Origin of the sequence: Nocardia cerradoensis NBRC 101014 (assembly GCF_000308535.1) — a bacterium.
GTDB classification, from domain to species: domain Bacteria; phylum Actinomycetota; class Actinomycetes; order Mycobacteriales; family Mycobacteriaceae; genus Nocardia; species Nocardia cerradoensis.
On record NZ_BAFW01000252.1, the window covers coordinates 1 to 25,753 of the forward strand.

At 68.9% G+C, this 25,753-nt stretch carries 27 protein-coding genes and 1 pseudogene; 15 read left to right on the plus strand and 13 right to left on the minus strand.

Annotated elements, in window-relative coordinates; all coding sequences use genetic code 11:
• A pseudogene (locus tag ON23_RS26650) lies at window positions 1-738 on the plus strand (hypothetical protein); the annotation flags it as partial.
• A gap of 70 nt (window positions 739-808) precedes the next feature.
• Window positions 809-1,282, plus strand: a complete 474-nt coding sequence (locus tag ON23_RS26655; RefSeq protein WP_039781566.1) for a VOC family protein — start codon at window positions 809-811, stop codon at window positions 1,280-1,282.
• On the opposite strand, the gene ON23_RS26660 is transcribed toward ON23_RS26655, so the two are convergent.
• The 4 genes from ON23_RS26660 to ON23_RS26675 all read right to left on the minus strand — a co-directional run bounded on the left by ON23_RS26660 (window position 1,227) and on the right by ON23_RS26675 (window position 4,990).
• Complete coding sequence (locus ON23_RS26660; protein ID WP_051043426.1) at window positions 1,227-1,913, minus strand: DUF1707 SHOCT-like domain-containing protein; 687 nt, start codon at window positions 1,911-1,913, stop codon at window positions 1,227-1,229. The genes ON23_RS26655 and ON23_RS26660 overlap by 56 nt on opposite strands.
• Before the next feature lie 59 nt (window positions 1,914-1,972).
• Window positions 1,973-2,644 carry a response regulator gene (locus ON23_RS26665; RefSeq protein ID WP_039781569.1) on the minus strand — a complete coding sequence of 224 codons (672 nt, stop codon included), beginning with the start codon at window positions 2,642-2,644 and terminating at the stop codon, window positions 1,973-1,975.
• Complete coding sequence (gene macS / locus ON23_RS26670; RefSeq protein WP_051043434.1) at window positions 2,641-3,720, minus strand: MacS family sensor histidine kinase; 1,080 nt, start codon at window positions 3,718-3,720, stop codon at window positions 2,641-2,643. The genes ON23_RS26665 and macS overlap by 4 nt, the downstream gene beginning before the upstream one ends.
• 100 nt (window positions 3,721-3,820) lie before the next feature.
• Complete coding sequence (locus ON23_RS26675; RefSeq protein WP_051043435.1) at window positions 3,821-4,990, minus strand: AI-2E family transporter; 1,170 nt, start codon at window positions 4,988-4,990, stop codon at window positions 3,821-3,823.
• Between the two features lie 244 nt (window positions 4,991-5,234).
• On the opposite strand from ON23_RS26675, the gene ON23_RS26680 reads away from it, so the two are divergent.
• A complete protein-coding gene (locus ON23_RS26680) occupies window positions 5,235-6,710 on the plus strand; it encodes an adenylate/guanylate cyclase domain-containing protein (protein ID WP_039781621.1) in 1,476 nt (491 codons plus the stop codon).
• 10 nt (window positions 6,711-6,720) lie between these two features.
• Here the strand turns inward: ON23_RS26680 and ON23_RS26685 are convergent, their stop codons facing one another.
• On the minus strand, window positions 6,721-7,605 hold the full coding sequence (locus tag ON23_RS26685; protein ID WP_039781570.1) for an NAD(P)-dependent oxidoreductase: 885 nt from the start codon (window positions 7,603-7,605) through the stop codon (window positions 6,721-6,723).
• A 133-nt stretch (window positions 7,606-7,738) separates the two neighbouring features.
• Here ON23_RS26685 and ON23_RS26690 point away from each other — a divergent pair, with 133 nt between their 5' ends.
• From ON23_RS26690 to ON23_RS26700, 3 genes are all read left to right on the plus strand, one after another.
• Entirely contained in the window at window positions 7,739-8,122 is a 384-nt protein-coding gene (locus tag ON23_RS26690; RefSeq protein WP_039781571.1) for a winged helix-turn-helix transcriptional regulator, read from the plus strand.
• An 82-nt stretch (window positions 8,123-8,204) separates the two neighbouring features.
• Window positions 8,205-9,341 carry a lysylphosphatidylglycerol synthase transmembrane domain-containing protein gene (locus ON23_RS26695; RefSeq protein ID WP_039781573.1) on the plus strand — a complete coding sequence of 379 codons (1,137 nt, stop codon included), beginning with the start codon at window positions 8,205-8,207 and terminating at the stop codon, window positions 9,339-9,341.
• A gap of 48 nt (window positions 9,342-9,389) precedes the next feature.
• Window positions 9,390-9,800 carry a DUF3054 domain-containing protein gene (locus ON23_RS26700; RefSeq protein WP_039781574.1) on the plus strand — a complete coding sequence of 137 codons (411 nt, stop codon included), beginning with the start codon at window positions 9,390-9,392 and terminating at the stop codon, window positions 9,798-9,800.
• A gap of 25 nt (window positions 9,801-9,825) precedes the next feature.
• Here ON23_RS26700 and ON23_RS26705 read toward each other — a convergent pair whose 3' ends face one another.
• Complete coding sequence (locus ON23_RS26705) at window positions 9,826-11,508, minus strand: NTF2-like N-terminal transpeptidase domain-containing protein (RefSeq protein ID WP_039781622.1); 1,683 nt, start codon at window positions 11,506-11,508, stop codon at window positions 9,826-9,828.
• A 270-nt stretch (window positions 11,509-11,778) separates the two neighbouring features.
• On the opposite strand from ON23_RS26705, the gene abmR reads away from it, so the two are divergent.
• Window positions 11,779-12,363: an ATP-binding transcription factor AbmR gene (gene abmR / locus ON23_RS26710; protein ID WP_039781575.1), complete on the plus strand. Its 585-nt coding sequence runs from the start codon at window positions 11,779-11,781 to the stop codon at window positions 12,361-12,363.
• A gap of 19 nt (window positions 12,364-12,382) precedes the next feature.
• The gene (gene aroQ, locus ON23_RS26715; protein WP_039781576.1) at window positions 12,383-12,811 is read left to right on the plus strand and encodes a type II 3-dehydroquinate dehydratase; all 429 of its coding nucleotides are present in this window, start codon (window positions 12,383-12,385) and stop codon (window positions 12,809-12,811) included.
• Window positions 12,812-12,819: 8 nt separating this feature from the next.
• Here the strand turns inward: aroQ and ON23_RS26720 are convergent, their stop codons facing one another.
• Entirely contained in the window at window positions 12,820-13,716 is an 897-nt protein-coding gene (locus ON23_RS26720; protein ID WP_373282255.1) for an NAD(P)-dependent oxidoreductase, read from the minus strand.
• Window positions 13,717-13,808: 92 nt separating this feature from the next.
• Between ON23_RS26720 and ON23_RS26725 the strand changes: the two genes are divergently transcribed.
• Window positions 13,809-14,156, plus strand: a complete 348-nt coding sequence (locus ON23_RS26725) for a winged helix-turn-helix transcriptional regulator (protein WP_039781579.1) — start codon at window positions 13,809-13,811, stop codon at window positions 14,154-14,156.
• Window positions 14,157-14,163: 7 nt separating this feature from the next.
• On the opposite strand, the gene ON23_RS26730 is transcribed toward ON23_RS26725, so the two are convergent.
• Entirely contained in the window at window positions 14,164-15,327 is a 1,164-nt protein-coding gene (locus tag ON23_RS26730) for a glycerate kinase (protein ID WP_039781623.1), read from the minus strand.
• Between the two features lie 128 nt (window positions 15,328-15,455).
• Complete coding sequence (locus ON23_RS26735; protein ID WP_244970066.1) at window positions 15,456-17,066, minus strand: alpha/beta hydrolase; 1,611 nt, start codon at window positions 17,064-17,066, stop codon at window positions 15,456-15,458.
• 128 nt (window positions 17,067-17,194) lie between these two features.
• Between ON23_RS26735 and ON23_RS26740 the strand changes: the two genes are divergently transcribed.
• The 4 genes from ON23_RS26740 to ON23_RS36165 all read left to right on the plus strand — a co-directional run bounded on the left by ON23_RS26740 (window position 17,195) and on the right by ON23_RS36165 (window position 19,755).
• Window positions 17,195-17,524, plus strand: coding sequence for a GNAT family N-acetyltransferase (locus ON23_RS26740; protein WP_039781580.1), 330 nt, complete (start codon window positions 17,195-17,197; stop codon window positions 17,522-17,524).
• An 87-nt stretch (window positions 17,525-17,611) separates the two neighbouring features.
• Window positions 17,612-18,235 (plus strand): YqgE/AlgH family protein, encoded by a 624-nt coding sequence (locus tag ON23_RS26745; protein ID WP_083904254.1) that lies wholly within the window; start codon window positions 17,612-17,614, stop codon window positions 18,233-18,235.
• Window positions 18,236-18,307: 72 nt separating this feature from the next.
• Entirely contained in the window at window positions 18,308-18,844 is a 537-nt protein-coding gene (locus tag ON23_RS26750; protein WP_051043437.1) for a sigma-70 family RNA polymerase sigma factor, read from the plus strand.
• The gene (locus ON23_RS36165; protein WP_051043427.1) at window positions 18,841-19,755 is read left to right on the plus strand and encodes an anti-sigma factor family protein; all 915 of its coding nucleotides are present in this window, start codon (window positions 18,841-18,843) and stop codon (window positions 19,753-19,755) included. The genes ON23_RS26750 and ON23_RS36165 overlap by 4 nt, the downstream gene beginning before the upstream one ends.
• Window positions 19,756-19,765: 10 nt before the next feature.
• Here the strand turns inward: ON23_RS36165 and ON23_RS26760 are convergent, their stop codons facing one another.
• Complete coding sequence (locus ON23_RS26760) at window positions 19,766-20,800, minus strand: AraC family transcriptional regulator (RefSeq protein ID WP_051043428.1); 1,035 nt, start codon at window positions 20,798-20,800, stop codon at window positions 19,766-19,768.
• A gap of 114 nt (window positions 20,801-20,914) precedes the next feature.
• Between ON23_RS26760 and ON23_RS26770 the strand changes: the two genes are divergently transcribed.
• Together ON23_RS26770 and ON23_RS26775 are read left to right on the plus strand one after the other, a co-directional pair.
• Window positions 20,915-21,496: a UbiX family flavin prenyltransferase gene (locus ON23_RS26770; RefSeq protein WP_245556123.1), complete on the plus strand. Its 582-nt coding sequence runs from the start codon at window positions 20,915-20,917 to the stop codon at window positions 21,494-21,496.
• Between the two features lie 18 nt (window positions 21,497-21,514).
• The gene (locus ON23_RS26775; RefSeq protein ID WP_051043429.1) at window positions 21,515-23,029 is read left to right on the plus strand and encodes a UbiD family decarboxylase; all 1,515 of its coding nucleotides are present in this window, start codon (window positions 21,515-21,517) and stop codon (window positions 23,027-23,029) included.
• 63 nt (window positions 23,030-23,092) lie between these two features.
• Here the strand turns inward: ON23_RS26775 and ON23_RS26780 are convergent, their stop codons facing one another.
• The 3 genes from ON23_RS26780 to ON23_RS26790 form a co-directional block, all read right to left on the minus strand.
• On the minus strand, window positions 23,093-23,569 hold the full coding sequence (locus ON23_RS26780; protein ID WP_039781584.1) for a hypothetical protein: 477 nt from the start codon (window positions 23,567-23,569) through the stop codon (window positions 23,093-23,095).
• Window positions 23,570-23,658: 89 nt separating this feature from the next.
• Entirely contained in the window at window positions 23,659-24,711 is a 1,053-nt protein-coding gene (locus tag ON23_RS26785) for a pyridoxal phosphate-dependent aminotransferase (protein ID WP_051043430.1), read from the minus strand.
• Window positions 24,711-25,748, minus strand: coding sequence for a 3-oxoacyl-ACP synthase III family protein (locus ON23_RS26790; protein WP_051043431.1), 1,038 nt, complete (start codon window positions 25,746-25,748; stop codon window positions 24,711-24,713). Before ON23_RS26790 ends, ON23_RS26785 begins: the two co-directional genes overlap by 1 nt.
• Between the last annotated feature and the right edge of the window lie 5 nt (window positions 25,749-25,753).

Below are 25,753 nucleotides of genomic sequence, written 5' to 3' on the forward strand. Positions count from 1 at the left end.
CAGCCGCCCGCCCAGGGACCCGGGCAGACGCCGGACGCCGGACGGCCCGGCCACAGCGGACCTCCCGACGGCCCCGGACACCCCGCGAACCCGCTGCAGGGCACCCCTGGCGCGTCCGCGCCTACCGGGCACGGCGCCGGATGGTCCGAACCGGCCGGACGCCCCCAGCAGGGTCCCGACCCGTCGCAGCGCGTCGCCCCCGAAGGACGCCCTCCCGCCGTGCAGCCGCCGCGGCGGGTCCCGACCGACGGCATGCGCCGTTCACCCACGCGGACACCGGAATCCGGGCCCGGCGGTGTGCCGCCCGGCATGCCTCGGGAGCCGAGGGACGCGGAGGCGACCCAGGAGCTGCACGAACCCGCGAATCCGGGCAACCGGCCACCGGCCGGCGGCCACAACGCTCCGGCTCCGGGGCCCCGGGGAGACCTCGGCTCCGCGATGCCGCCCGGTCCGCAGCAGACCACGTCCGACGCCGGGGAAGCCGGAGCGTCGACGGCACCGGAGCGTGAGAATCCCACGCCCGCAGCCGAATCCGATGCCTCCGGAAATCCGTCCGACCACACCGCCGGACCCGGTGGGGACAACCGCAACAACATCGAACAGTGGATGGCGGACCTCCGCTCGTCCCGCCGCCGCCCCGAGCCGGAACCGGCCGATCCCGACGACGAGGGTAAGCACCGCACCAGCGGCCGCACGGTGAGCGTCAACGAACTGCTGCGCCGCCAGAACCGGGACTGATCCCCGGGCGCGGGCCGGAAGGTTCCCGTAACCGGCCCCCGCCCGGGGCTCGCGGCTCTACCATGCCCCCATGCTGAACTCCGCGCGGATCGAGGCACGGGTACCCACACAGGATCTGGAACGAGCACGGCGTTGGTACGCCGAGAAACTCGGGCTGAACCCCGTGGAGGAGCGGCCGGGCGGACTGCGCTACGAGGGGGCGGCAGGAGTGTTCTGCCTGTTCGCGTCGGCCGGAGCGGCCGACGGTTCCTTCACCCAACTGGCGTTCTACGTCGACGATATCGAGGCCACCGTGGCCGCCCTGCGGGAGCGCGGGGTCGTGTTCGAGGAGTATCCGGGCACGGTCGGCGGGATCATGGAGATCGAGGGGAACTACCCGAGCAAAGGGCGCGCGGAACGGGGTGCGTGGTTTCGCGACAGCGAGGGCAACATGATCGGACTCGGCGAGGTCGTCGAGTACGCAGTTCGAGTGGGGGTTCGAGTGGGGATCAGAATCCCGACATCAGCTTCTTCCACTGCACGCCGAACGGATGTTTCGCGGTGATCGAGCTGAACCGGCTGCGCCCGTGCACGACGATGTGCAGCGGTCCGATCGGCGGGCCGGTGCGCACCTTGTTGTTGGCGCTGGAGCCGATCAACTCCACGCCGTTGAGGTCGACGGTCGCCTCACCGGGCAGAATCATGGTCAGCGAGCTGCAGAAATCGTCGACCCGGATCTCGACCACCTGGGTCGACATCACGGCTTGGGTGAAATCCAGGGTGACGCCGGAGAGGTAGCTGTTGACATACAGCGACGGCGGCACCTGCCACGGTCCCTTGCGGGTGACGCCGGACAGCCGCGGCCGAATCGCGGTTTCCGCCTCGGTGCGTCCACCGGGAGCGCCCCACCGCCATGTCGGAGCCGGACCGGTCGGCTGGGTGGGATTCGGTTGTCCCGCAAGGCGAATCCCGGGCAGGTCGATCAGGACGGCGTTGAGTTCACCGCGCGTCTTGGCCGCCAGCGCGGTATCCATCCGCTCGCTGAACTCGCCCAGCGACAGCATGCCCAGCCCGACCGCGCGCTGCAGCAGGGTCCCGACATGTTCGCGTTCGGTATCCGACACCCGCAGGTCACGGTCGCCCACGGCTCCCCCGGTTCCCGCGGACCCCGGGGCGGAAACGGTCTCACCACCCATGTCCACGAGGCTACCGACGCCGCGGCCCGAGCACATCAGGGCAATCCCTGATCCGGCCCCTATTCGAGGCCCTGTTCGATGGCGTACCGGGTGAGTTCGACCCGGTTGCCGAGCTGCAGTTTGCGTAGCGTCGCCTGCACGTGGTTCTCGACCGTGCGGTGGCTGACGCTCAGCCTGGTCGCGATCTGTTTCGCCGACAGCCCCTTGGCCACCAGCCGCAACACCTCGGTCTCTCGCTCGGTGAGCACCGGGCGCTCGGCGCCGGTGCCCGCTCCCGCCCCGGCGATGCGACGAAATTCGCCCAGCACCACACCGGCCAGGCCGGGCGTGAACACCGCCTGGCCCGCGGCCGTCGCCCGCACCGCGTCGATCAGTTCGGCCGCCGACGCGCTCTTGACCAGATAGCCGCTGGCCCCGGCCTTGATGGCCTCCAGCACGTCCCCGCGTTCGTCCGAGGCGGAGAGCACCAGCACCCGGCTGCGCGGCGAGACGCGCAGCACCTCGGCGGTGGCCTGGGCGCCGGTGCCGTCGGGCAGTTGCATATCCATCAGCACGACGTCCGGACCGACCGCGGCGGCCCGCCGCGCCGCCGTGCCGACACCGTCGGCCGTCGCCACCACCCGGAAACCGGCCTCGGTGAGGTCGCGGGACACGCCGTCGCGCCACATCGGATGGTCGTCGACCACCATCACCGAAACATCGTGTGCTGCCGCGTCTTCCGATCCGCTCATCGCCGCTCCCCGTCGCGTGGAATCCGGAATTCCCATTCGGTGCCGTCGGTGGTGTCGAGCAGTTCCGCGGTGCCGCCCAGCGCTTCGATCCGCCCCACGATGGAATGCGAGACGCCCATCCGTCCTTCGGCGACCGCGGCCGGCAGCCGGCCGGGCGCGATCCCCGGCCCGTCGTCGCGCACACTGACCACCACCCCGTCACCCATATCCTCCAGCAGCACATAGGCTTTCGCCTCGACTCCGGCGTGCAGCGCGGTATTGGACAGCGCGGCACCGACAGCGGCGGCGATCTCGCGGGCGGTCCATCCGCCGATCGTCACCGGCTCTCCGGGCGCGGACACGGAGATCGACGGCGCGGCGAACGCGGACAACAGGGAGCGCAGATCTTCGCGGGCGCCGAGAGTCGAACCGTTTCGGCCCTGTTCGGAGATCAGCACCCGGAGCGCGACTTCCTGTTCCCGCGCCCGGTCGGCCAATTCGGCTGTGGTGCCGCCTATTTCGCTACCTCGGCGACTGATGTAGGCGAGAACCTGCAGCACCCCGTCGTGTACTTCGCGGGCGAGTCGTTCGCGTTCGGCGGTGGCGGCGGTCAACCGCATCGCCTGTTCGAGTTGCCGCTGCGCGCGCCGCGCCGTCGCCGCCGCCAGCCCGATGGCGAGCCCGACCGAAACCAGCACGGGCGCAGTCGCATCCGACCACAGATCCAGTTCCCACTGTTCGCGCACCACGACGCTCGCCACCGAGATCGCCAGCCCGGCCGCCACACCGCCGAGCGCACCCCATTCGATCGCCGCCGACATCACCGCATTCGCCACCCACAGCGTGGTCGGCACGGTCTGATGGCCGTGGTACCAGGGGTAGTCGGCGACCAGCCGGGTCGCCGCCATCAACCCGGCGGCGACCGCCAGATCACCGATCACCACCGCGCGGCGCTCCCACCCGGTGACCGACCAGCGCGAGAGCCACAGCGCCGAGACGACCGACCAGAACACCAGAATGCCGATCAGCACCCAGCTCAGCGGCTGCCGCTGGTACGACGACACCGAGGCGAACTGCTGGCCCACCGCGTAGAGCATCGTGACCAGACGAAACACCTGTGCCGCCCGCCACAGCGGCGCGGTCGCGGCTGTCGGTCCGGGCGCGGTCGAGTCGGCGGGCGGCGCGGCGCCCGCGGACTCAGCCTTCGTCCGCATCACCGCCGCCCGCATCCGACCGCGATTCGGCCGGTCGATACCGGCCCGGGTCGGGCCGGTCGGGATCGGCGTGGAACATCGGCTCCCCCGGTTCGCCGGTATTGAGTTCCTGATACAGCTCTTCCGGACTGCCGACCAGCAGCGAGCGGATCGCGGTATTCATCACCGCGACGAACGGCACCGCCAGCAGACCGCCCGCGATACCGGCCAGCACCACGCCGGCCGTGATCGCCAGCACCACCGCCAGCGGATGGATGCGGACCGCGCGCCCCAGCAACAACGGTTGCAGCACATGGCCTTCCAGCTGCATCACCGCCACCGTGATGCCGAGCACGATCAGCGCGGTGACGAAACCTTTCGTCATCAAGGCCAGGAAAACCGCGATGAAACCCGCGAGCAGCGAGCCGACGATCGGGATGAACGCGCCGATGAACACCAGCGACGCCAGCGGAAGAGCCAGCGGCACACTCAGAATCGCCAACCCGGCGCCGATGCCGATGGCGTCGACGGCCGCCACCACGACGGTGGCGCGCACGAATCCGATCAGCGTGCCGAAGCCGAGCCGCCCGGCGGTGCGCACCCGTTCGCGTTGCGGGGTCGGCACGATCCGGGTCACGAAATTCCAGATCTGGTCGCCGCCGTAGAGGAAGAAGATCAGGATGAACAGCGTCAGGAAGGCGCCGGTGAGGAATTCGCCGACCGCGGCGGCGGTGGTCAGCGCGCCGCTGGTCAGCGAATCCTGATTGGCCTCCAGCGTTTTGATGATCGTATTGCCGCCGTTGCGGATCTGATCGTTGCTCAGATGCAGCGGCCCGTTGATCAGCCAGTCCTGCACGGTGTGGATGCTGGTCTTGAATTCGTCGGTCAGCTGCGGCACACCGGTGATGAACTGCTCGATGACGAAGGTGAAGATCCCCGCCAGCAGGCCCAGCGATCCGACCAGGGCCACGAATACACCGATGCCGCGCGGGATTCCGAGGCGTTGCAGCAGATCCACCAGCGGCGAGAGCAGCGCCGCCGCGAGCAGGGCGATCGCGACCGGAATGACGACCGTGGTCAGCTTGTGCGCCAGATAGGCGACCGCCAGCACCGCCACCAGGATGATCAACAGTCGCCAGCACCATTCGGCGCCCTGGCGCACCAGTGGATGCACCGAGTCGGCGGCGGTACGCTCGCGCCCGCGAACGGATGCGGTACGGCCCGAAGCCGCCGATGCGACGCCCGCCGGGGCAGGCTCGGCCGGATTCCACGAGGTCTTGCTGTCCGCACTCACGCCGCGAGCCTATCGGCCGGGGACGTAACCGGCACGTGTCCGCTCCGCCCGAATCCGGTGACCTACGACGCGTCCCGCTAGATTGGTCAACGTGTCAGCGCCTCTGGAAGCGGTCAAACAGACCATGCGAACGCGCTGGCCGCTGTACCTCGCATCCATGCTGGCGGCCAATGCCTTCGGTGCGGTCCTGGTCTACGCGTTCATCCAGTACGGGCTGCCCGCGCCCGAGGGCACGCCGAACGGATTGCGGCGCGCCGGTCTGCTGCTTCCGGCGCTGGTCTTCTCGATCGGCGGATTCCTGAGCGTCACCGCCTCGGCGTTGATGCTGCGTCCGGTGATGCGCTGGCAGATGCGCGGCGGGCCGCCCAGTCGCCAGGAACAGATGGCGGCCCTGCACGCGCCGCTGCGGCAGTCCATCCTGCACCTGCTGTTGTGGCTGGTGGGCGGTGCGGTGCTGGCCGCGCGGATCATCGTGGAAACGCCCGAGCTCGCGGGCGCGGTGATCGTCACCGAATGTATGGCCGCCACCATCGTGTTCGGTTTCACCTACATGCTGGGTGAGCGGATTCTGCGGCCGGTCGCCGCGCACGCGCTGACCACCGGCACCTTCGATCACACCCTCACCCCCGGCGTCGGCACGCGCATGGCGATGACCTGGGGTATGGGTACGTTCGCGCCGACCATCGCGATCGTGCTGCTGTGCGTCACCCAGATCACCTCGCAGGTGCATTTCTCGGCGCAGTCGCTGGCCATCTCCATTCTGCTGCTCTGCGGCGTGGTGATCATGCAGGCGCTGGCGCTGTCGATGCTCACCGGGTCGAGCATCTCCGACCCGGTGCGCCAGCTCTCCCGCGCGATCAACCGGGTGCAGGCGGGTGCGCGCGATGTGCAGGTCGAAGTCTTCGACGGCAGTGAGATCGGCCTGCTGCAGGTCGGTTTCAACCGCATGATGGAAGAGGCCGCGCAGCGCCGCGAACTGCAGGAACTGTTCGGCCAGCACGTCGGCGAGGAAGTGGCCCGCCGAGCGCTGGAGTACGGCACCGAACTGGGTGGTGAAACCCGGTTCGTGGCCGTGCTGTTCGTCGATATGGTCGGCTCCACTGCCACCGCCGCCGAGCGGCCGCCCACCGAGGTGGTCAGCCTGCTCAACGAATTCTTCCGGGTGGTGGTCGATGTGGTCGACCGGCACAACGGCCTGATCAACAAGTTCGTCGGCGATGCCGCGCTGGCGATCTTCGGTGCGCCCCTGGACCGTCCGGACGCCCCGACCGCCGCGCTGGCCGCGGCCCGCGACCTGCGCGAGGCGCTGCGCGAGGTGCAGGGCCTGGACATCGGCATCGGCGTCTCGGCCGGCCTCGCCGTCGCCGGCAATATCGGCGCCGCGAATCGCTTCGAGTACACGGTGATCGGCGATCCGGTGAACGAGGCCTCGCGGCTCACCGAATTGGCGAAGGAACATCCGGGCCGCGTCCTGGCCTCGGGCAGCGCCCTGTACTTCGCCGACGACGACGAACAGAAGCAGTGGATCTCCGGCGACGAGGTGCAGTTGCGCGGTCGCCGCCGCAAGACCAGGCTCGCGTGGCCGAAGGCCCTGGGCTGACCAGCTCCGGCTACACCTTCCCGGAACCCGCCAGTTCCTCCACGATCCGCTCCAGTCCCGACTCCGCCCGGCCGTCGGCGATCATCCGATCGATCAGGTTCTTGATCGGCGCGACGACATCGAGCGCCACCCCGGCATCGCGGCTGGCGCGCACGATCGCGTCGAACGCGGATTTGTGGAATCGCGCCGGTTGCGCCTCGTCGGTGTAGTCGCCGCTGTCGATCACCGCGGCGTAGGCCGGCATCAACGCCGCCATCGCGGTGACATAGGCGGCGGCCCGCGGCGCGAACTCGGTGGCGGTGACCCCGGCCGAGCGAACCATGGCGGCGCCGTGGAAGAAGCCGGTGAACATGGCGTACATCCCGGCCAGCAGGGCGAAATCGAGCAGTGCGGCGGTGCCGGCATCCTCGCCGAAATACTCTGCGGTGGCGAGCTTTTCGAGGTCGGTCCGGAATCGCTCGAAGACCGCGGCGGACCCGCTGTAGAGGATCGACGCACCGGGGCCGCCGATCATCGGCGGCACCGCCATGATGCCGCCGTCCAGGAAGTCGATCCCCCGGGCCGCCGCCCACCGGCCCAGCTCACGTGAATCGTCCGGAGCGGTGCTGGTGAGGTTGATCAGCGCCTTGCCGCGCAACCGATCCGCCACCGGGTCGAGGACCTGATGCACCGAGGAATGGTCGCTGAGCACGGTCAGCACGAGCTCGGCGGCATCGATCGCGGCGGCGGGATCGACGCTGCTCACAGCACCGAGCGCGACGAGTTCGCTGTCCTTGCCGGGGGTCCGGTTCCAGACGGCGGTGGGATTGCCGGCCCCGGTGAGGACGGTGGCGACGGCCCGGCCCATCGGGCCCAGGCCCAGCACGGCCACGGTGGTGTGTGCGTTCGCGGTCATCGAGATACTCCTGTTGTTCGGGTGGATGCTGGGCGCGCCGTCATCCACCCTGGTCACCGCGAGTTGTCGGGACAAGTACCTACTATTCGGTGCGGTACCCACCAACAGGTAGGTGAACAGGTAGCGAGGGTGGATGGGCGCGAAAAGATTCGGTCCGTACTTCTGCGGGATCGACGCCGCGATGGATGTCGTCAGCGGTAAGTGGAAAGGGCTGATCCTCTGGGAACTCGAGAACTACGGCGTCCGGCGGTTCGGTGAACTGCGGCGCGGCCTGCCGGGAGTCTCGGAGAAGATGCTGATCCAGCAACTGCGCGAACTCGAGGAGGACGGTCTGATCGACCGGCAGGCCCACCCCGAGGTGCCGCCGCGAGTCGAGTACCGCCTCACCGACCTGGGCCGATCGCTGAACACCGCACTCGAACCGCTCGGCGCGTGGGGCCGTGCGCGGATCGACCGCATCGGCGCCGCGCGCGTGACGGCGCCGGACACCCCGTCCCGCGCTGTCACGGCCGGTTGACCCGGGACCACGCGTCCGCTGCCGCCTTCGTGGTTACGCGTCCGCTGCCGCCTTCGGGCCCGGCCCCACTAGGCTGGGCGTCGTGACGGCCCACGCTGAACCCGGCGGCGAACCGGCGCGGCCCGCGCGGCGCAGGTTCCGCTGGTTGAAATGGGTCCTCGGCGTTGCCCTGTCGGCGTTGCTGATCGCCGAGGGCGTATACCTGTGGCCGCGCCTGCACGATTCCTGGCGCAACCTCACGGAGATCCACTGGGGCTGGGTCGCACTGTGCATCTGGATGCAGGCGTTGTCGATGAGCGGATTCGGCCGCATCCAGAAGCGCCTGCTGCGCGCGGGCGGGGTCGACGTCTCGCAGCGCGCCTCGGTCTCGGTCGTCTACGGAGCCACCGCGATGTCGGTGTCGCTGCCGGCGGGCCAGGTGTTCTCCACCGCCTTCACCTATCGCCAGACCCGCCGCTGGGGTGCGAGTGCGATCGTCGCGTCCTGGCAGCTGCTGATGTCCGGTGTGGTCGCGACGAGCGGAATGCTGCTGCTCGGTGTCGGTGGCGCGCTGCTGGTCGGCAATCGCGTCGGCCCGTGGAAGCTGGCCCTCATGCTGGGCACGGTGGCGCTGCTGGTGTGGGCGGGCAAATACGTCTCCGGTAATCCCGGCGCGCTGCAGGCGCTGGTGCGCCGCGGGGTGCGGCTGGTCAACCGGATCCGGCGCCATCCGGCCGATTCCGGTCTGGCGCACGTCGACGAGGTGCTGCATCAGCTGGAATCGGTGGACCTGAACCGGCGCGACGTCGCGTGGGTCGCGTTCTGGGCGGTCGTGCATCGGCTCGGCGATGTGGCCTGCCTCGGCGCGGCCTGCTACGCGGTCGGCGCCGATCCGCGCTGGGCGGGCCTGCTGATCGCGTTCAGCGTGGGCAAGGCGGTCGGCACGATTCCGTTCGCACCCGGTGGCATCGTCTACGTCGACGCCACCCTGATCTACAGCCTCACCGCCGCCGCGGGACTGCCGGCCGCGCAGGCGGTGGCCGCCGCCTTCGTCTACCGCATGGTGAGTTTCATTCTCGTCGCGATCGTCGGCTGGATCGTCTTCGCCTTCCGCTTCCGTAATCCGCAGCTCGGTGATGCGCAGTTCGAGGAGGAATTCGAACGGCGCTCGGCCCTGCTCGCCGAACCTCGCCGCGCCGACGGTCGCGACAAGCGGCCCGACGGCGAGCCGCAGGCCTGAGCGGTCCCGGGCTCCGGCTGCCGCACCGCTGTCACTACCCTGGCGACCGTGAGGAAATGGCTGCCGCTGCTGATCGACATCGTGCTGGTGATCGTGTTCTGCGCGATCGGCCGGCGCAGCCACGACGAGGCGGTGGCGGCGGGTCTGCTGCGCACGGTCTGGCCGTTCGGTGCCGGGTTGCTGATCGGCTGGGTGATTGCCCTGGCGATCGCCGGCCGCGGGCGACCGTCCGCCGCGCTCGCGCGTGTCGACGGATCGGCGGTGTGGCCGACCGGAGTGGTGGTGTGGCTGTCGACGCTGATCGGCGGCATGGTGTTGCGCGTGCTCAGCGGTCAGGGCACCGCGGTCAGCTTCGTCATCGTCGCGGCGACGGTCCTCGCGGTCTTCCTGCTGGGCTGGCGCGCGGTGTGGGCCGTCGCCGCCCGGCGCATTCGCGTCACCGGCGCACCCGTGAACTGACTCCGCGCGGACCGTTTCGCGAGGGCTACTTCTTGTCGTCCGGCGTGGCCAGCGACTGCAGCATGCGCGCGGCCATCCGGGAGGTGGCGTCACCGCTGTCGACATCGTCGATGTGGATGGCGAAGGCCAGGTCACCGGCGTTGGCGATCAGCCACCCGTCCGAACCGGCGTTCGCCGTGAAGGCCGTGACGCCGGCGTAGCGGGAGACCGTCACCTCCTGCGGACTACCGGTCGCGTCGCGCAGCATCCCGCGCAGTTTGTCGACCACATCGCCGGGCAGCGGTTCCAGCTTGGCCTCGGTGGTGCCGGGCCGGCCGATCTCGATCATCGGCGGCGCCACCGATCCACGCGCGATCGTGGCGGCGGCGATGGCCATTCCGAACGGGCTCGCCAGAATCGGATCGTTGGCGCCCTGTTTGACCTGCTCGACGCCGCGACCACCGATCGGCAGCCGGCCCGTGGTCTCGTCCAGTCCGGGAACCTTGAATCCGATGCCGACGCCCAGCATGGCCGCCGCCTCGGCCGCATCCTGCACCGAAACGTCCTGTGGCGCCTTCTTCTTCTGGATCGAGGCGACCGCCTTGAACAGGTCCATCGCACCGCCGACCGGATAGGTCGCGGTGAAGGCGGGCGCGCCCTGAGCGCTGGCGTAGTTGTTCTGGGCGGCCGCGACCACTGCTCCGGTGGAGGGCTGAATCGCCACGATCGATGCGGCCGTACCCACACTCACCACGGCGTCCTCGGCCGCGCGCTGCAGCTTCTGGTCCATCGTGGAGGCGATGTCCGGCCCGGGCGGGCCCTGATATCCGGCGAGCTGGGTGACCATCCTGCCGTCGGGTTCGAACAGCTGCACACCCCAGCCGGCGTGCTGATCCCGGTTCTCCTGCCACACCTTCTGCAGCGCCTCGGTCATCGGCGACCACACCCGCCGGTCGGCGACGATCAGCCTCGGCTGTTTCTCCATCACCACGCCGGGAATCGAGGCCATCCGCGGCTCGAGAATGGCGAAGTCGTCCTCGCGCAGGCTCACCGCGGTGATCGGCTTACCCTGCGAGCCCGCCAGCTGCTGCATCAGCGAGGCACCGGTGATCAGCGGCGCGACCGGCGCGATGGCATCGGCCAAGGCGTTGGTGGTGCCGACCGGATCGCCCGTCTTGGTGGGGTCCACCTTGATGACGTTGATGGTCTGCTGGGTCAGCAGCGGCTGGCCGTCGTTGTCGTTGACCTTGGGTGGCGGCGTCGCCTCGGTGCGGACCAGTTTCACCGAGCGCTTGGAGTCCAGTTGCGGCATGACGACGGTGGGGTCCCAGGAAATCCGCCAGCCGATAGCCAGCTTGCGGATATTGCCCTGCAGGTCGTAACTCCAGTCCTTGCCCGGGCCGAAATTCCAGGCGGCTTTGAGGTTGAACATCGCCGAATCGCCGTCGAGGCTGATGAACTGAACCAGCTTGTAATCGGGCTTACCGGGCTGGAGTCCGTCGAACATGGACTTCAGGGTGCTCTCGGCACCGGAGGGGTACGAGGTCAGTGCGGCGGCGCCGGCTGCGTCGCGATCATCCATTAGCTGGGTGAAATGCTCGACGACCCCTTCGGGTCCGCTCGGCGTGCTGTGAAAATCGCACGACCCCATCACGATCGCTACGGCAGCAATTGCGGCCAGTGCCACTGCGCCCCGAACGCGAAAGCGGCGGGATCCCCACACATCCATGTCGCCCACTCTTCACTCTTGTCACTCCAGCAACAAGACCAACGGTACCCGAAGGAGTTGCCCGCGGTCCCACCTAGGCACCGACCGCATCTTCCATGCTCAGCGACCACAATAGTGCCCGATCCCCGACATCCGTTGCAGCCGGTCGGCGAAATCCGCGGACGTGTTCGGACCTTTCCCGTTTCCTCCGACAGCGAAACCCGACGAGCCATCTTGCGGCGTAATCTTGTAATCACGGTTACAGCGAAACTCTCGCAGTGAGGAAACATCATGAGACACGGACACGGACGGGGATTCGGCCGGCCGGGCGGCTGGCAACAGGCGGATCTCCCCGACGCCGCCGACGCTCCAGACTGGTTCGCCGGAAGGTTGCCGAGTGAGTGGTTCAACGGTCCGGCGACCATCGAGATCGACCGCGACGAGATCGTGGTCATCGGCGAACTGGCACTGCCGGCCGCCGAATCCGGCGACGACGACGCAGCCGGCTCCGAACCGTCGGCCGCGACGGTGGACGGACTGATCGCACGCTTCCGCGAGTCGACGCGACCGGCCCGCATGCAGATCGCCCAGGAGGCTCAGGCACGCTACGGCCGCAATGTGGCGTGGGGCGTCTCGGTCAACGGTGAACGCACCCTGTTCACCCACCTGTCGGTTCCGGTGATGACGCGGCTGCGCCAGCCCGAACGCAAGGTGCTCGACACGCTCGTCGACGCCGGGGTCGCCCGCTCCCGCGCCGACGCACTCGCGTGGACGGTGAAATTGGCCGGTAAGCACGCCGAGGAGTGGTTGGCGGAACTGCGGACGGCGATGCGCAAGGTGGACGACCTGCGAGCCGAGGGGCCGCGCGGCCTGTGACCGGGCTAGGGTACCGGTCATGGCACCGATTCTCGTGCTCAACGGCCCGAATCTGAATATGCTCGGCACCCGCCAGCCCGAGGTCTACGGCTCGGACACCCTCGACGACGTGGTCGAGTTGTGCCGGCAGACCGCTGCCCGCTTCGATCGCGAGATCACCGCCTACCAGTCCAATTCCGAAGGGGCGCTGATCGATCGGATTCACGCCGCTCGCGGGGTGGAAGCCGGGATCGTGATCAACCCCGGCGGCCTGACCCACACCTCGGTCGCCCTGCGCGACGCCCTGGTGATTCCCGAGGTGCCGATCGTGGAGGTGCACATCTCGAATGTGCACGCCCGCGAGGAATTCCGGCACCACTCCTACATCTCGCCGATCGCCACCGCGGTGATCGCCGGAATGGGGATCCGGGGATACGCGGCAGCGATCGAATTCCTCTGCACCCGTTGAGCGTTCGCTCAGACCCCGTCGCGCAGTAGCCGGTACATCGGCACCCCGGCGCCGGCCACCTTCTCCCACAGCTCGCGCACGGTGTGCGACAGCGTGGCGTCCACCCCCGCCTCCTCGCTGGTCTCGACGACGTGGGCCGCACCCGCCACCATCATGCGGGCGGCGGCCTCGTCACCCCAGCCGCCGGCCTTCGCGGCGGCGGCGTATTCGGCCATGAAGAAGGGGAACGCCTCGGCGGAACGCTGCGCGAACGGCAGGAAGCGGTCGACGTCGTGGCCGGCGCGCTCGATCACGGCCAGGGCCTGGTTGTAGCCGATCAACCAGGGATGGAACAGCATGAGCAGGGCCTGGTAGAACAGCTGCGCCAGCCCGTCGTCGGCGCCGAGGTACTCCGGTGCGCTGAGCGGGCGCAGCAGGTCGGCATGGGCGTCGAACACCTCGCGCGGACCGCTGTAGAAGATGTAGGACGCCGGATGGGTGATGTTGTCGCCGGCCGACATGAAACCTCCGGACAGGAACCGCGCCCCGTGCGAGCGCACCCAGTCGGCGCCCGCGCGGGTGCGCTCCGGGGAATCGGAGGACAGGTTCACGATCACCTTGTCCCGCAACCGTTCCGGAGCCGCGCCCAGGACGTCGTACATGGCGGCGTAGTGGGTCAGGCTCAGCACGATCACCTCGTTGCGGTCCAGTGCGTCGGCCACCGACTCGGCACGACGGGCGCCCAGTTCCGCCATCGCCTCGGCCTTGCCGGCGCTGCGATTCCAGACCGTCACCTCGGTGCCCGCGGCCAGCAGTGTGCGCACGATCGCCCGGCCCATCGGGCCCAGCCCGATCACCGTGACGGAGGAACGTTCGGACATGGTGTACTCCTTGCTGTTTCGAAGCTCTTCCGATCGGCGCCGGATTCGATCGTCGCCGGGATCCGCGTCCGCGGCAATAACGCACGTCGACGTGCGGTTGCTTACCTCGACGTTCGGAAAATGGTCAGGAGGCCGACATGGCGAACGAATGTGACACACAACACTCGGTATGCGGGATGTCGGTGGCCATCGACGTGGTCGGCGGCAAGTGGAAACTCCACCTGATGTGGGTGCTGGGCGAGGGCCCGCAGCGCTTCGGCCGCATCCGCGCCCTGCTGCCCGGGGTGAGCGAGAAGGTGCTCACCGAGAATCTGCGCCATCTGGAGTCCCACGGCGTGGTCCGCCGCGAGGTGTTTCCCGAAATCCCGCCGCGAGTGGAATATTCGCTCACTCCCGCGGGGGTCGAATTGGCCGCGGCCCTGCGCCCGCTCGAGCAGTGGGGTGAACGACGTCGCGACGGACTGTTCGACCCCGTCTCGGCGTGAGGCCGGGTCAGCGCAGGTAGTCGCGCGCTAGCTGGGCGCCGAGTTCTTCGAGCAGGCGTGCGGCCTCGGCGATGGATCGCCCCGGATCGGGTTCGAGGTCGCTGAGGGGATAGCAGCGGGCGAAGCCGGTGGCGCGGAGTCGCTCCGGGCTCAGGGTGCAGCGTCCGGCGACGGCGACCACCCGCGCACCCGCGGCGGCGGCCGCGACTCCGGCGGGCGCCTTGCCGCGCAACGTCTGCTCGTCCATCGCCCCCTCGCCGGTCACCACCAAGTCCGCGTCCCGGACCCGGCCGGCGAAATCGATCAACTCGAGAATCACCTCGATCCCGGACCGCTGCCGCGCCCCGAGCACCGCCATGGCCCCGAATCCGGTCCCACCCGCGGCGCCCGCTCCGGGATGCGCGGCCAGGTCGGCGCCGCGCTGATGCGCACCCCACGTCCCGAACGGATGACCGCTCGTGTCGACGAGGTGCGCCCACTGCGCCAGGATCGCTTCGAGTTCGGCGCACTGCCGGGGTGACGCGCCCTTCTGTGGCGCGAAAACCGTTGCGGCACCGTCCGGTCCGAGCAGCGGGTTGTCGACGTCTCCGGCGAGTACGAAGGTCGCCTCCCGAACGGCCGGATGCAGAGCGGCGTAGTCGAGGCGACGTGCGCGAGCCAGAGCCGCTGCGCCCGAACCGATTTCGGCGCCGTCCTCGTCCAGGATGCGCAACCCCAGCGCTTGCAGCATGCCGGCGCCGCCGTCGGTGGACGCACTACCGCCCAAGCCGAGGACGACCTCGCGGATGCCGTGTTCCAGCGCGTGGCGGATCAGCACGCCGAGACCGTAGGTACTCGCACCCATCGGATCCGTTCGGCCGCCGGGCAATTCGACCAGCCCGACAGCCGCGGCCAATTCGACGACAGCCGTATTCCCCCGCACCGCGTAGCTCGCCGAATGCGGCGCACCGGTCGGCCCGACGGTGTCGACCCGCGCCCGCTCCCACCCCGCGGCCACGAACGCGTCGACGGTGCCGTCGCCACCGTCGGCAACGGGTACCTGCCGGACCTCCGCATCCGGCGCCTCGCGCGCGATTCCGGCGGCGAGCGCCGCCGCCACCTCCGGCGCCGCCAGCGAACCCTTGAACTTGTCCGGTGCTATCACCACTCGCCACGGCTTTGCACGCACCATCGCCACCCCAATCCGTCGGCAAGCAGTCGAACACGCTCACGGTACTGCGCGTGCCCCGAGCACGCCGGGAACCCGATCCGCCGGAGCCGCCTGCCGCTCCAGCCGCGACCGTCGCGGGGCGGCCGGACTCACGGCATCGGCGCCTGATCCACATGATCGATGCCCACCTCGCCGGTACGCAGGTAGTGCAGCACGGCGTCGTCGAGCGGAGCGTTACCGCGGCCGAAGGTCCCGTGGTCGCCACCATCGACGGTGATCAGATGCCCGCGTAGAGCCGCGGCCATCGCGGGACCGCCCGGATAGGCGGTCACCGCGTCGTTGCGGCTCTGCAGTACCAGCGGGGCCGTGGCCAGGCCGTGGTCGGCGATCGGCACCGGTGTGGTCACGGGATCCCGATCGGCGCAGGCCAATCCGCTGCGCACCAGATCGGCGCGGGCGTCGAGGGCGTTGCCGCCGGAGGCGACGATGGCGGCCGCCGAACCGATGGCGTCCAACCGGGCCGGCACCGCGTTCTCATTGCAGGTGATCGCGGCGAACACCGCCTGGCCGGTCGGGTCGGTGGTCGCCGCGCCCGCGATGGCGCGCATCCGCCGCAGATCGCCGGGCTGCGTATTCGCCTCGGCCATCGCCTGCGCCAGACTCGGCCAGAACCCGCGGGTGTAGGCGGCCACGGTGGTCGCCGACACCAACGGCACCTGGGCCGACATGCCGCCGGAGGCCAACGCGCGCACGAGATTCTGCGCCTTGCCCAGCTCCTCGGCACCGGCGTTCACACCTTCGCGCGCCAGGGCGGGCAGCGGTGCGGGCAGCTCGCGCGGCAGGTCGGCCGCCGACACCGGGGGCGGAGTCAGGTTGGCGTACCAGCCACCGCCCTGTGCCGAGACCAGCCGCACCCAGGTCTCGTACACCCGCAGCGCGGAATCGCCGAGGTGATAGAGGTTGTCGTGCTGGGCGATCCAGCCGAACAGATCGTCGAGCCGCTGCTTTCCCGCGAGCTGCTGTTGTGCGAACTGTTCGGTCCACACCCAGTGCGGGTCGACGTTGGAGTCCAGCACCATCCGGTCGACACGCTGGGGGAACAGCGAGGCGTAGACCGCACCCAGATAGGTCCCGTAGGAGATGCCGAGGAAATCGATGCGGTCCACGCCCAGCGCCGCGCGCACCGCGTCCATATCGCGGGCCGTGGTCTCGGTGGTGATGGTCCGCAGATAGCCGGGCTGGGCGGTGTCACACGCCTTCCGGAGCGGTTCGCGCTCGTGGTCGGCATCCTGTGCGATCTCGGCCCCGCAGGTCAGTGGCGTCGACCAGCGCAGACCGCGTGGCTGCACGGCCACCAGGTCGTAGTGCTCGACCAGGTCCTTCGGCAGCTGGGACAGCCGGGCGCCCCAGTAGTCGAGGGCGTCCGCACCGGGCCCGCCCGGATTGGCGAAGAGGGTCCCATATCGCTGCCCGCTCGCGCGAATCCGGCTGACGGTCACATCGATTCGCGCGTCGTCCGGCGCGGAGTAGTCCATCGGCACCGAGATCGACGCACAGCGGACCGGGGTCCTCTCGCCGACGGAACCGGCCGGGCACGTCCCGAACCCCGGTTCGGCATGCGCGCTCGCCGGTGCCAGCGCCGCGAGCACCGCCGTCAGCACCGCAACGGTGGCCGATCGCGCCGCCACAGGTAGTCCCCGTCGTCCCATCCGCGCCGTCTCCCCGTCCGGCCGGTCGACGGCCGTCGTCGCATCGAGCATCCGACCACTCGAGCCCCTGCATTGTCGCCACCCGCGCCGGGTGCGACAACTCGAACCACGCCCGACACGGGGAAGGTTGTCGGCGGAGTCGCACGCCCGCGGTGAGCGGCACGTTCTAGGCTCAGCGGATGACGCAGGCTGCGCAGCAGAACACCGAGATTCGAGACAACCCACAGTTCGACCGGTTCGAACTGTGGGTCGACGGACAGCATGCCGGGGTGGCCGCGTATCAGGACACCGCCTCCGAGCGCGCCTTCGTGCACACCGAGATCTACCCGCAGTACGAGGGCCTGGGTTACGGCCGCCTGCTGGTGCAGGGCGCGCTCGACCGGACCGTGGAACAGGGCTTCGGCATTCTGCCGCTGTGTCCGATGGTCCATCATTTCGTCGAATCCCGGCCGCGATATCTGGCGATGGTGCCGCAATGGGCGCGCGAGCGATTCGGCCTGCCGCAGTAGCCGGCGGCGCGCCGAGGCGGCCGCTGCGGAATCGAACCGCGAATCACGCGCCACTAAACACAGCGCGCGCCCCGCGACGGTGCGATGATGACTACCGTGGCACGCGCAGAGGAACACGGCGACCGCCCGAGACGCGAATCCCGGTACGAGGAACAGGCGGTGCGGCCCGGCACCTTGCTGGTCTCGGCAACGGAGCTGGTCGAGCCCACTTTCCGGCGCACCGTGATCTACATCGTCGAACACAACGATGCGGGCAGTCTCGGTGTCGTCCTGAACCGCCCGAGCGAAACCGCGGTGCAGGATGTGCTGCCACGCTGGGCCGATCTCGCGGCCGGACCCCGCACCCTGTATGTGGGCGGGCCGGTGAAGCGCGATTCGGCACTGTGCCTGACCACGGTCCGCGTCGGTGCCTCGATCGACGGCATCCGCGGGCTGCGCCGCGTGGACGGTCGCGTGGCGCTGCTCGATCTGGACTCCGATCCCGATTTGATCGCACCGTTGGTCGAGGGCATCCGCATCTTCGCCGGCTACGCCGGGTGGACCTTCGGTCAGCTGGAAGGCGAACTGGAACGCGGGGACTGGATCGTGTTGTCGGCGTTGCCGTCGGATCCGCTGGCGCGACGCACCGATCTGTGGGCGCACGTGTTGCGCCGGCAGCCGCTGCCGCTGTCGCTCCTGGCGACACACCCCATCGAACTAGAACGCAATTGATTACGTATCCACGGAGTGTGGTCCCCCGACGCTCGCCTCGACCGAGGCGGCGGATACGCCCGGTCGGCGCCGATGTCTGACTCCGCGATCCCCCCCGTCGACGCGGCGCCCTCCCGGGCGCAGTTGTTGCGGGTCCTCTACGACGAGCACGCACCGACGCTGTGGCGATTCACCTACAGCCTGGTCTGCGATGCCGGGCGCGCCGAGGACATCGTGCAGGAGACGCTGTTGCGGGCGTGGCAGCGGCCGCAGGTCCTCGACCAGTCGACGGCGTCGGCGCGGGCGTGGCTGTTCACCGTGGCCCGGCATCTCGCCGTCGACGAATTCCGCAGTGCGCGGCATCGGCGCGAGTACGGCACCGACACACCGCCCGAACAAACGGCTCCGGATGAGGCGGAACGCGCAGTGGACAGTTGGGTGATCACCGACGCGCTGGCTCGGCTGAGCTCCGATCACCGGGAGGTGATCGTGCGGGCCTACTATCGCGGATTGTCGACACAGCAGATAGCGAACGAATTGGCGATACCCGAGGGCACCGTCAAATCCCGGATGCACTACGGGATGCGAGCGTTGCGTTCGGCCCTACAGGAGATGGGGGTGACGAAATGACGGCCGACACCGCGTCACACGACGACTACGCGACCTGGGATGCACCGTATCTGCTCGGCGCCCTCGACCGCGACCAGCGGCTCGAATACGAGGCGCATCTGGCCGACTGCGACGAATGCCGGCTCGCCGTCGCGGACCTGTCGGGCCTGCCGGGACTGCTCAGCCACGTACCCGACGACGTCGCGCTCTCGCTGCTCGACGACGAGACCGCCGCCGACCATGCCGGCAGTTTCGGCGACGCCGGCTTCGACGCCCTGCTGAACCGGGTGCGCGCGAGCGAGGCGACCACCGACGGCGCCGGGATGCTGCCCTTCGAATCGCATCCGGCCACCGGCCCGGCCGCCGAATCCGGGACAGCCGAGCCGGACCGGGCCGCGGAGACGCCGGCGGTCCGCGAAACACCCCCGGAAGCCGGGCGCACCGAGCCGGGGGAAGCCCCCGCTTCCCTGGCCGCCGCGCGTGAGCGCAAGCGCAGCCGCAGCGGTCCGTGGCTCGCTCTCGCCGGTGCGGTGGCCGCCGCCGCGGCCGCGGTCGCCATCACCATCCCGATAACCGTCGCGCACACCGAGCACAACAATCCGCCCACCGCCGAGCAGGTGGTGACGGAGCGGCAGATGGATCAGGTGATCCCGTCGCCCATCACCGCGAATTTCACGCTGACGCAACTGCGTTCCGGCACGCGGGTGAACATGTCGTGCAACTACGCGCCCTCGGATACGGATTACACCTGGGACGGCGCCCTGTGGGTGGTGCACACCGACGGCACGCAGTCGATGGTGGCGCAGTGGACGGCCCATCCCGGGCAGACGGTGACCGCGGACGGCATCACATCGGCCCCGCCGGATCAGATCCGATCGGTCGAAATCCGTTCCACCACAACGAATCAGGTGTTCCTGCGCGGAACGGTGTGAGCGACCGCCCTCATCCGGTTCGCCGGGAATCGAGATCGCCCTCCATCGCGGTTTCGCCGGCGATATCGGATTTCCACCGCCGCGCGGCCCGCCGCAATGCCCGCGCGTCCGAATATCCGAGCCGATACGCCAGTGCGGATTGGGTCGTCGTCTCGGCGACGGTGCCGGCGACGGACCGCCGCGCCAGATCGAGTTCCCGCCGCCAGGTCGTACCGGATTCCGCCAGTCGGCGCTGCAGTGTCCGCGGGCTCACGGCGAGCCGGCGGGCCACCGCCTCGAGGGTCGCGTCCCGTTCGGCCAAGGCGTGGGCCAGTGTGCGCTGCACTCGATCCGGCCAGGTCGGCTCGCACAGCAGCGGTGTCGCCATCATCGTGGCGTAGCGCTCGACGATCTGCGCCAGGGCGGGATCCGCGGTCGGCAGCGGCAGGTTCAGATCGGCCGTGCGCAGGGTCAGGGTGTCGGCCGGTGCGTCGAAGTCGATGCGGTCGGTCCCGAACGCTTCGGCGAAGCTCCGGTGCGATCGGGGCGGCTTCTGCCGCAGGGTGATTCGCGACGGTGAGACCGGTCGGCCGCTTCCGTGCCGGATGCGGGCCACGGTGCTGGCGAAAGAGGCCTGCACGGTCAACTCGGCGCCGCGGCCGTCGCCTTCCACCAGTTCCAGCGCGAGGGTCTGTTCGCCCCGCAGTTCGTCGGTGCGCACCGTGTAGCGGTGATTGGTCGCCATCGCGATGCCGGCGCGGCGGACGGTGTCCAGGCCCGCGCCGACGGTCGCCGCGGTACTGAACAGATAATCGAAAATGCCGTGCTTACCGAGGTGGTAGGTCGTACTGATGCGCAATCCGCTGTCCGGGGCGGGTTGCCGGAATTCGGCGCGTTCCCACAGGCGCAAATAGGCGCTGCTGGTGACCATGCCGTATTCGCTCGTCAAAACGCTGTCGGGAACCCCGGATTCGCGCAACAGCGCGTGAATATCGAGTCCGTCCGCCGCGGTTTTCAGTACACAACGGACAATTACCGCATTATAGGCAGGTACGGACTTGTCCACCCGACCATGATAAGTGGCCGTCGGCGTGTCGCCGGCGCGAAGCTGACGCCTTCGGTCCGGTGACCGGCACGTTCGGACCTACCGTCACACGGCGTCTCCGATGAGGCTGAGGCGGTGTCACAAGGAGTGGACGAGCAGCCCACGCGGCTGGTCGTCGGGATCAGTGGAGCCACCGGAATCGCCTACGGCGTGCGGGCGCTCGAATTCGCGCGCAAGGCCGGGGTGCAGACCCATCTGGTGGTCACGCCGGCCGGACAGCAGACGCGGCAATACGAAACGGAATTGAGCGCCAAGGATCTCGCGGCGATGGCGGATGTGGTGTACCGGCCGTCCGATATCGGCGCCGCCATCGCTTCCGGATCGTTTCGAACCGCGGGAATGCTGGTGGCGCCGTCCTCGATTCGCACCCTGTCGGCCATCGCCTACAGCAACGGCGACAATCTGCTGACCCGCGCCGCCGATGTGACGTTGAAGGAACGCCGCCGCTTGGTCCTGCTGGTGCGCGAGACACCGCTGACGCTAGGGCATCTGCGGGCGATGACGGCGGTGACCGAAATGGGCGGGATCGTGATGCCACCGGTGCCCGCCTTCTATCTGCGCCCAGGCAGTATCGATGAACTCGTCGACCATACCGTCGCCCGAGCGTTGGATCTGCTGGGCATCGATGTACCGGATATGCCCCGCTGGGGCGAATGACAGTATGGGGAAACGATTGTGAATCAATCGAATACGCCGCTCAAACACCTCGAGAGCCTGCGGGAGTTCATCGCCGAACTGGAACGGATCGGGGAAATTCAGCGCATCGACACCGAGGTCGACTGGGATCTGGAAATCGGCGCGATCATCCGGCGCTCCTATGATCTCCGCGCTCCCGCACCACTTTTCACCGATATCACCGGCTACCGCGACACCGGATTCCGCGTACTCGGCGCACCGGGTGCGCTGTCGGGGCCGCGGCATCCGCTCGCCCGCATCGCGCTCGCGCTCGGTCTGCCCGCCGATGCCTCGGGGCAGCAGATCGTCGATGTGCTGGCGAGTGCGCGGAGCAAGCCGGGGATCGAGCCGGTCGTGGTCGAGCGCGCACAGGCCCCGTGCAAGGAGAATGTGATGCTGGGCGACGACATCGATCTGTTCGCCTTTCCCACACCGAAATTGCATGGTAACGACGGTGGCCGCTACATCCAGACCTACGGCATGAATATCGTGCGCACCCCGGACGGTTCCTGGACGAACTGGTCGATCAACCGCATGATGATCGCCGACCGCAACACGCTGGCCTGCCTGATTCCGGCGCCGCAGCATCTGGGCATCATCCGGTCGAAATGGACCGAGATCGGCGCCCCGATGCCGATCGCGCTCGCCATCGGCGTCGAACCGGCGCTGCCGTGGGTCGGCGGCATGCCGCTGCCCGAGGGCGCCGACGAAAGCCATTATCTGGGAGCGCTGTTCGGCGAGGGGATCAAGGTCGTCCCGGCGGAAACGGTCGATCTGATGGTTCCCGCCACCGCGGAAATCGTGATCGAGGGCCATATTTCGCTGGACGAGACGGTGCTGGAAGGCCCGTTCAACGAGTTTCCGGGGTACAACGCCACCGAGGCGACGCCGAAGCAGGTGTTCCACGTCTCCGCGATCACCTACCGCGACGGCGCCATTCAGCCGACCGTGGCGGCAGGTCCGCCGGTCGAGGAGGATCACACGATCATCGGCACCACGAGCGCGGCGGAGATCCTGTATCTGCTGCGGGAGAACGGATTACCGGTCTCCTCGGCGTGGTACAACTTCGAGGCCGCCGTGCACTGGCTGACACTGGCGGTACGCCAGGACTGGCACGAGAGCACCGGACTGGCCTCACACGAATTGATCGATCGGATCGCGGGAGTGATCTTCACCGGGAAGACCTCGGTCAACGCGCCGAAGATCCTGGTGGTCGAGGACGATGTCGACATCACCGCCCTCGACGAGGTGGTCTGGGCCTTCGCCACCCGCTCGCATCCCGATGTCGATCGCGGCGAATTCCATTATCCACCTGCGATATCCGATCAATTGGCGGTCTATCTGTCCGAGGAAGAGGCACACAGCTTCAAGGCCGGCAAGGTCGTCTACAACTGTCTGCTCGCCGATCTCTATCCCGGCGGCAGGCGCCCGGTCAAGGGCAGCTTCGAGAACGGCTGGCCCGCCGAGATCCAGCAGCGGGTGCTGTCGAACTGGCACAAGTACGGCTACCGCTGAACGCACCGGTCTCGGGGCAGCCCGTGCGGGCCGGCGGCGCGATGCTCCGACCCGCTTCCGGCCTCACAGCAGGGCGAGGGTGGTGCACAGGGCGGCGAGCGCGAGCGCCTGCAGGCCGACCCGGTAGCCCAGGATGCTCTCCCACTTGTCCTGCAGCGCACGGGCGTCAGCGGGGATGACGCCGGTCATCGCCGCCCGGGTCTGCGCGGTGTTGATCGGCTTGGCGATCCGCGCGTAGAGGCCGAGCCAGGACAGCAGCGCCAGCAACGCGATCCCGGCCGCCACCGCGGCGCCGGTGGCTCCCGCGACGGCCGCGACCAGGACGGCGAGGACGGTGCTGATCACACCGCCCGCACCGGCGAACGGCATCCGCCGGTCGCCGTAGTAGTGCCCCCATCCGGCCGAGACGGTCATCGTCGCGTCGTCGAGTTTGGCGTAGACGGGCCGGAAGATGAGGGCGGCGGCGACATCGGTGCCGTAGACGATGGCGTTGGTGAGAACGGCCAGCACGGCGAGCACCTGGGCGGATGTGGTCAGCATGGGAGGACTCCTAGTCATCATCTAGCGTTGCTAGCTTCTAATGCAACAGTAGATGGAGATGACTAGCTTGTCTAGCGCCGCTAGAAAATTTACCTACCGACCCCCACCGGATAGCCGGTGCACCGATCTCCGGCGGCCTGCCCGGACGGCGGGCGCCGGCGCGGCACCGGCTCACCACCGCCGTCGAAGGCGTGCAGTACCGCGGCATCGGCACGCGGATCACCGACCGCGATCCGCGCACTGCCGTCGGGATAACCCTTGGCCGCGATCCCCGCGCCCGCCAGCGTCGCGTGCACCGCGGGCCCCGGCAGGTAGAGGAAGTTCCCGCGGCTGCACGGCACGGCTAAACCCCTGTGCCGCAACGCCGCTCGCAGCGACTCCCGTTCGGCGGTGATATCGGCGATACGTTCGGCGAGCTCGGCCGACGCGGCATAGCAGGCGCGCACGGCGGCCACCGCGTAGTCGGGCATTCCGAACGGCAGTTGCAGCCGCCGCACCCGCGCGACCAGCTCCGGCGCGCCGAAGGCATACCCGATGCGGAGTCCGGCGAGTCCGTACGCCTTCGAAAAGGTGCGCAACACCAGGAGATTGGGAAAGCGGGCGATGAGTTCGTGCGGGTCGACGGTCTCGGCATCGGCCAGAAATTCCACATAGGCCTCGTCCAGGATCACCGGCACATGTCGCGGCACGCCGAACAGGAAGGCCTTCAACTCAGCGGCGGGCACCACGGTTCCGGTCGGGTTGTGCGGGCGGCAGATCGCGATCAGAGCCGTCCGGTCGTCGACCGCGCGGGCCATCGCCGACGGCCGCTGCCGCCCGTTCGAATCCAGCGGCACCGCAACGACATCCAGTCCCGCCATGGCGGCCATGATCGGATAGCCGTCGAAGGTCGGCGTCGCGAGCACCATGCGCCGGCCCGGCCCCGCGACCGCCTGCATGATCTGCGACGCCACCCCCGTCGCGCCCGCCCCGACCACCACCTGATCGGCATCGACGCCCAGATGCGCGGCGATCACCGCGGGCAGCCGCCGGGGCAGGAATTCCGGATACCGGTTGGCGTCGCGAATCGCCTCGTTCACCACCGCCAGCACCGAAGGCAGTGGCGGAAACGGATTTTCGCTCAGTGCCAGATCGAACTCCATCACGCCGCACCCCAGCGCACCGCGGCCGCGGCCGCGAAATCCCCGGCATGGGCGAACGCCGCCAGCAGCACCACCGAACCGTTGCGCAACCGGCCGGCCCGGTTCTCGATATCGAGGGTCACGGGAATGCCCGCGGCGAACAGATTTCCGCACCGATCGAAGGAATCCGGATGGCGTTCGGCGGGCAGTTCCAGCGCATCGTGCCAGTTCCGCAGGAACAGCCGATTCGGCTGGTTGGTGACGAAGGTGTCGATATCGCGGCCCTTGACCCCGATGCGGTCGCACACCGCGAGGGCGAGTTCGGGGACCAGCCGGTTGCCGCGCGCGAAGACCTTCGTCACCTTCGATTCGGTGAAACTCACGCAGCCCTGACCCTCGCCGGGTTCCCAGTACTTGCGTTCGGAACCGGTGGAGAAATCCATATCCCCGGCGAATTCCGGAAAGGTACGGCATTCCACGTCGAGGATCGGCGCACGGTTGTCCTTGACCAGCAAACCCACTCCGCAGCCGTCACCCGGCACCGGCGCCTGCGCGAGTTTGCGAATCTCGGTCTGCGTGAAGACCGGTCCGGCGGTGTTCTGCGTCGTCGCGATCAACGCGGTGCGGGCGTCGGTCGTCTGCAGAATCATCCGGGCCAGCATCATCATGTGGATGAATGCCGCGCAGCCGCCGTTGTGCACATCGAACACCCATTTCGGGTTCATCCCCAGCCGCCGCGCCACCTCCGGCCCGGCGCCCATGACGGGATTGTCGGGCAGCTGGGTGTGGGTGAGCAGCACGTCGATATCGGCGAGCGTGCCGGCGCCGTGGCGTTCGATCAACGGCGCGACCGCGCGTTCGACCATATCCACGGCGGTTTCGTCGCGGCCCTTGTGATGGCGGCCGTGCGGCGCGCGGAACATGACGTTCTTCGCCATTCGCTCCGAACGCGAGAATTGTGTGAAGTATTCGGTACCTACCGGCTCACCCGGCAGATAGCAGGCCACATCGACCAGACTGACCGGGGCGAGCCGCAGGGCGGGATCGGTGAAATCCATTTCGG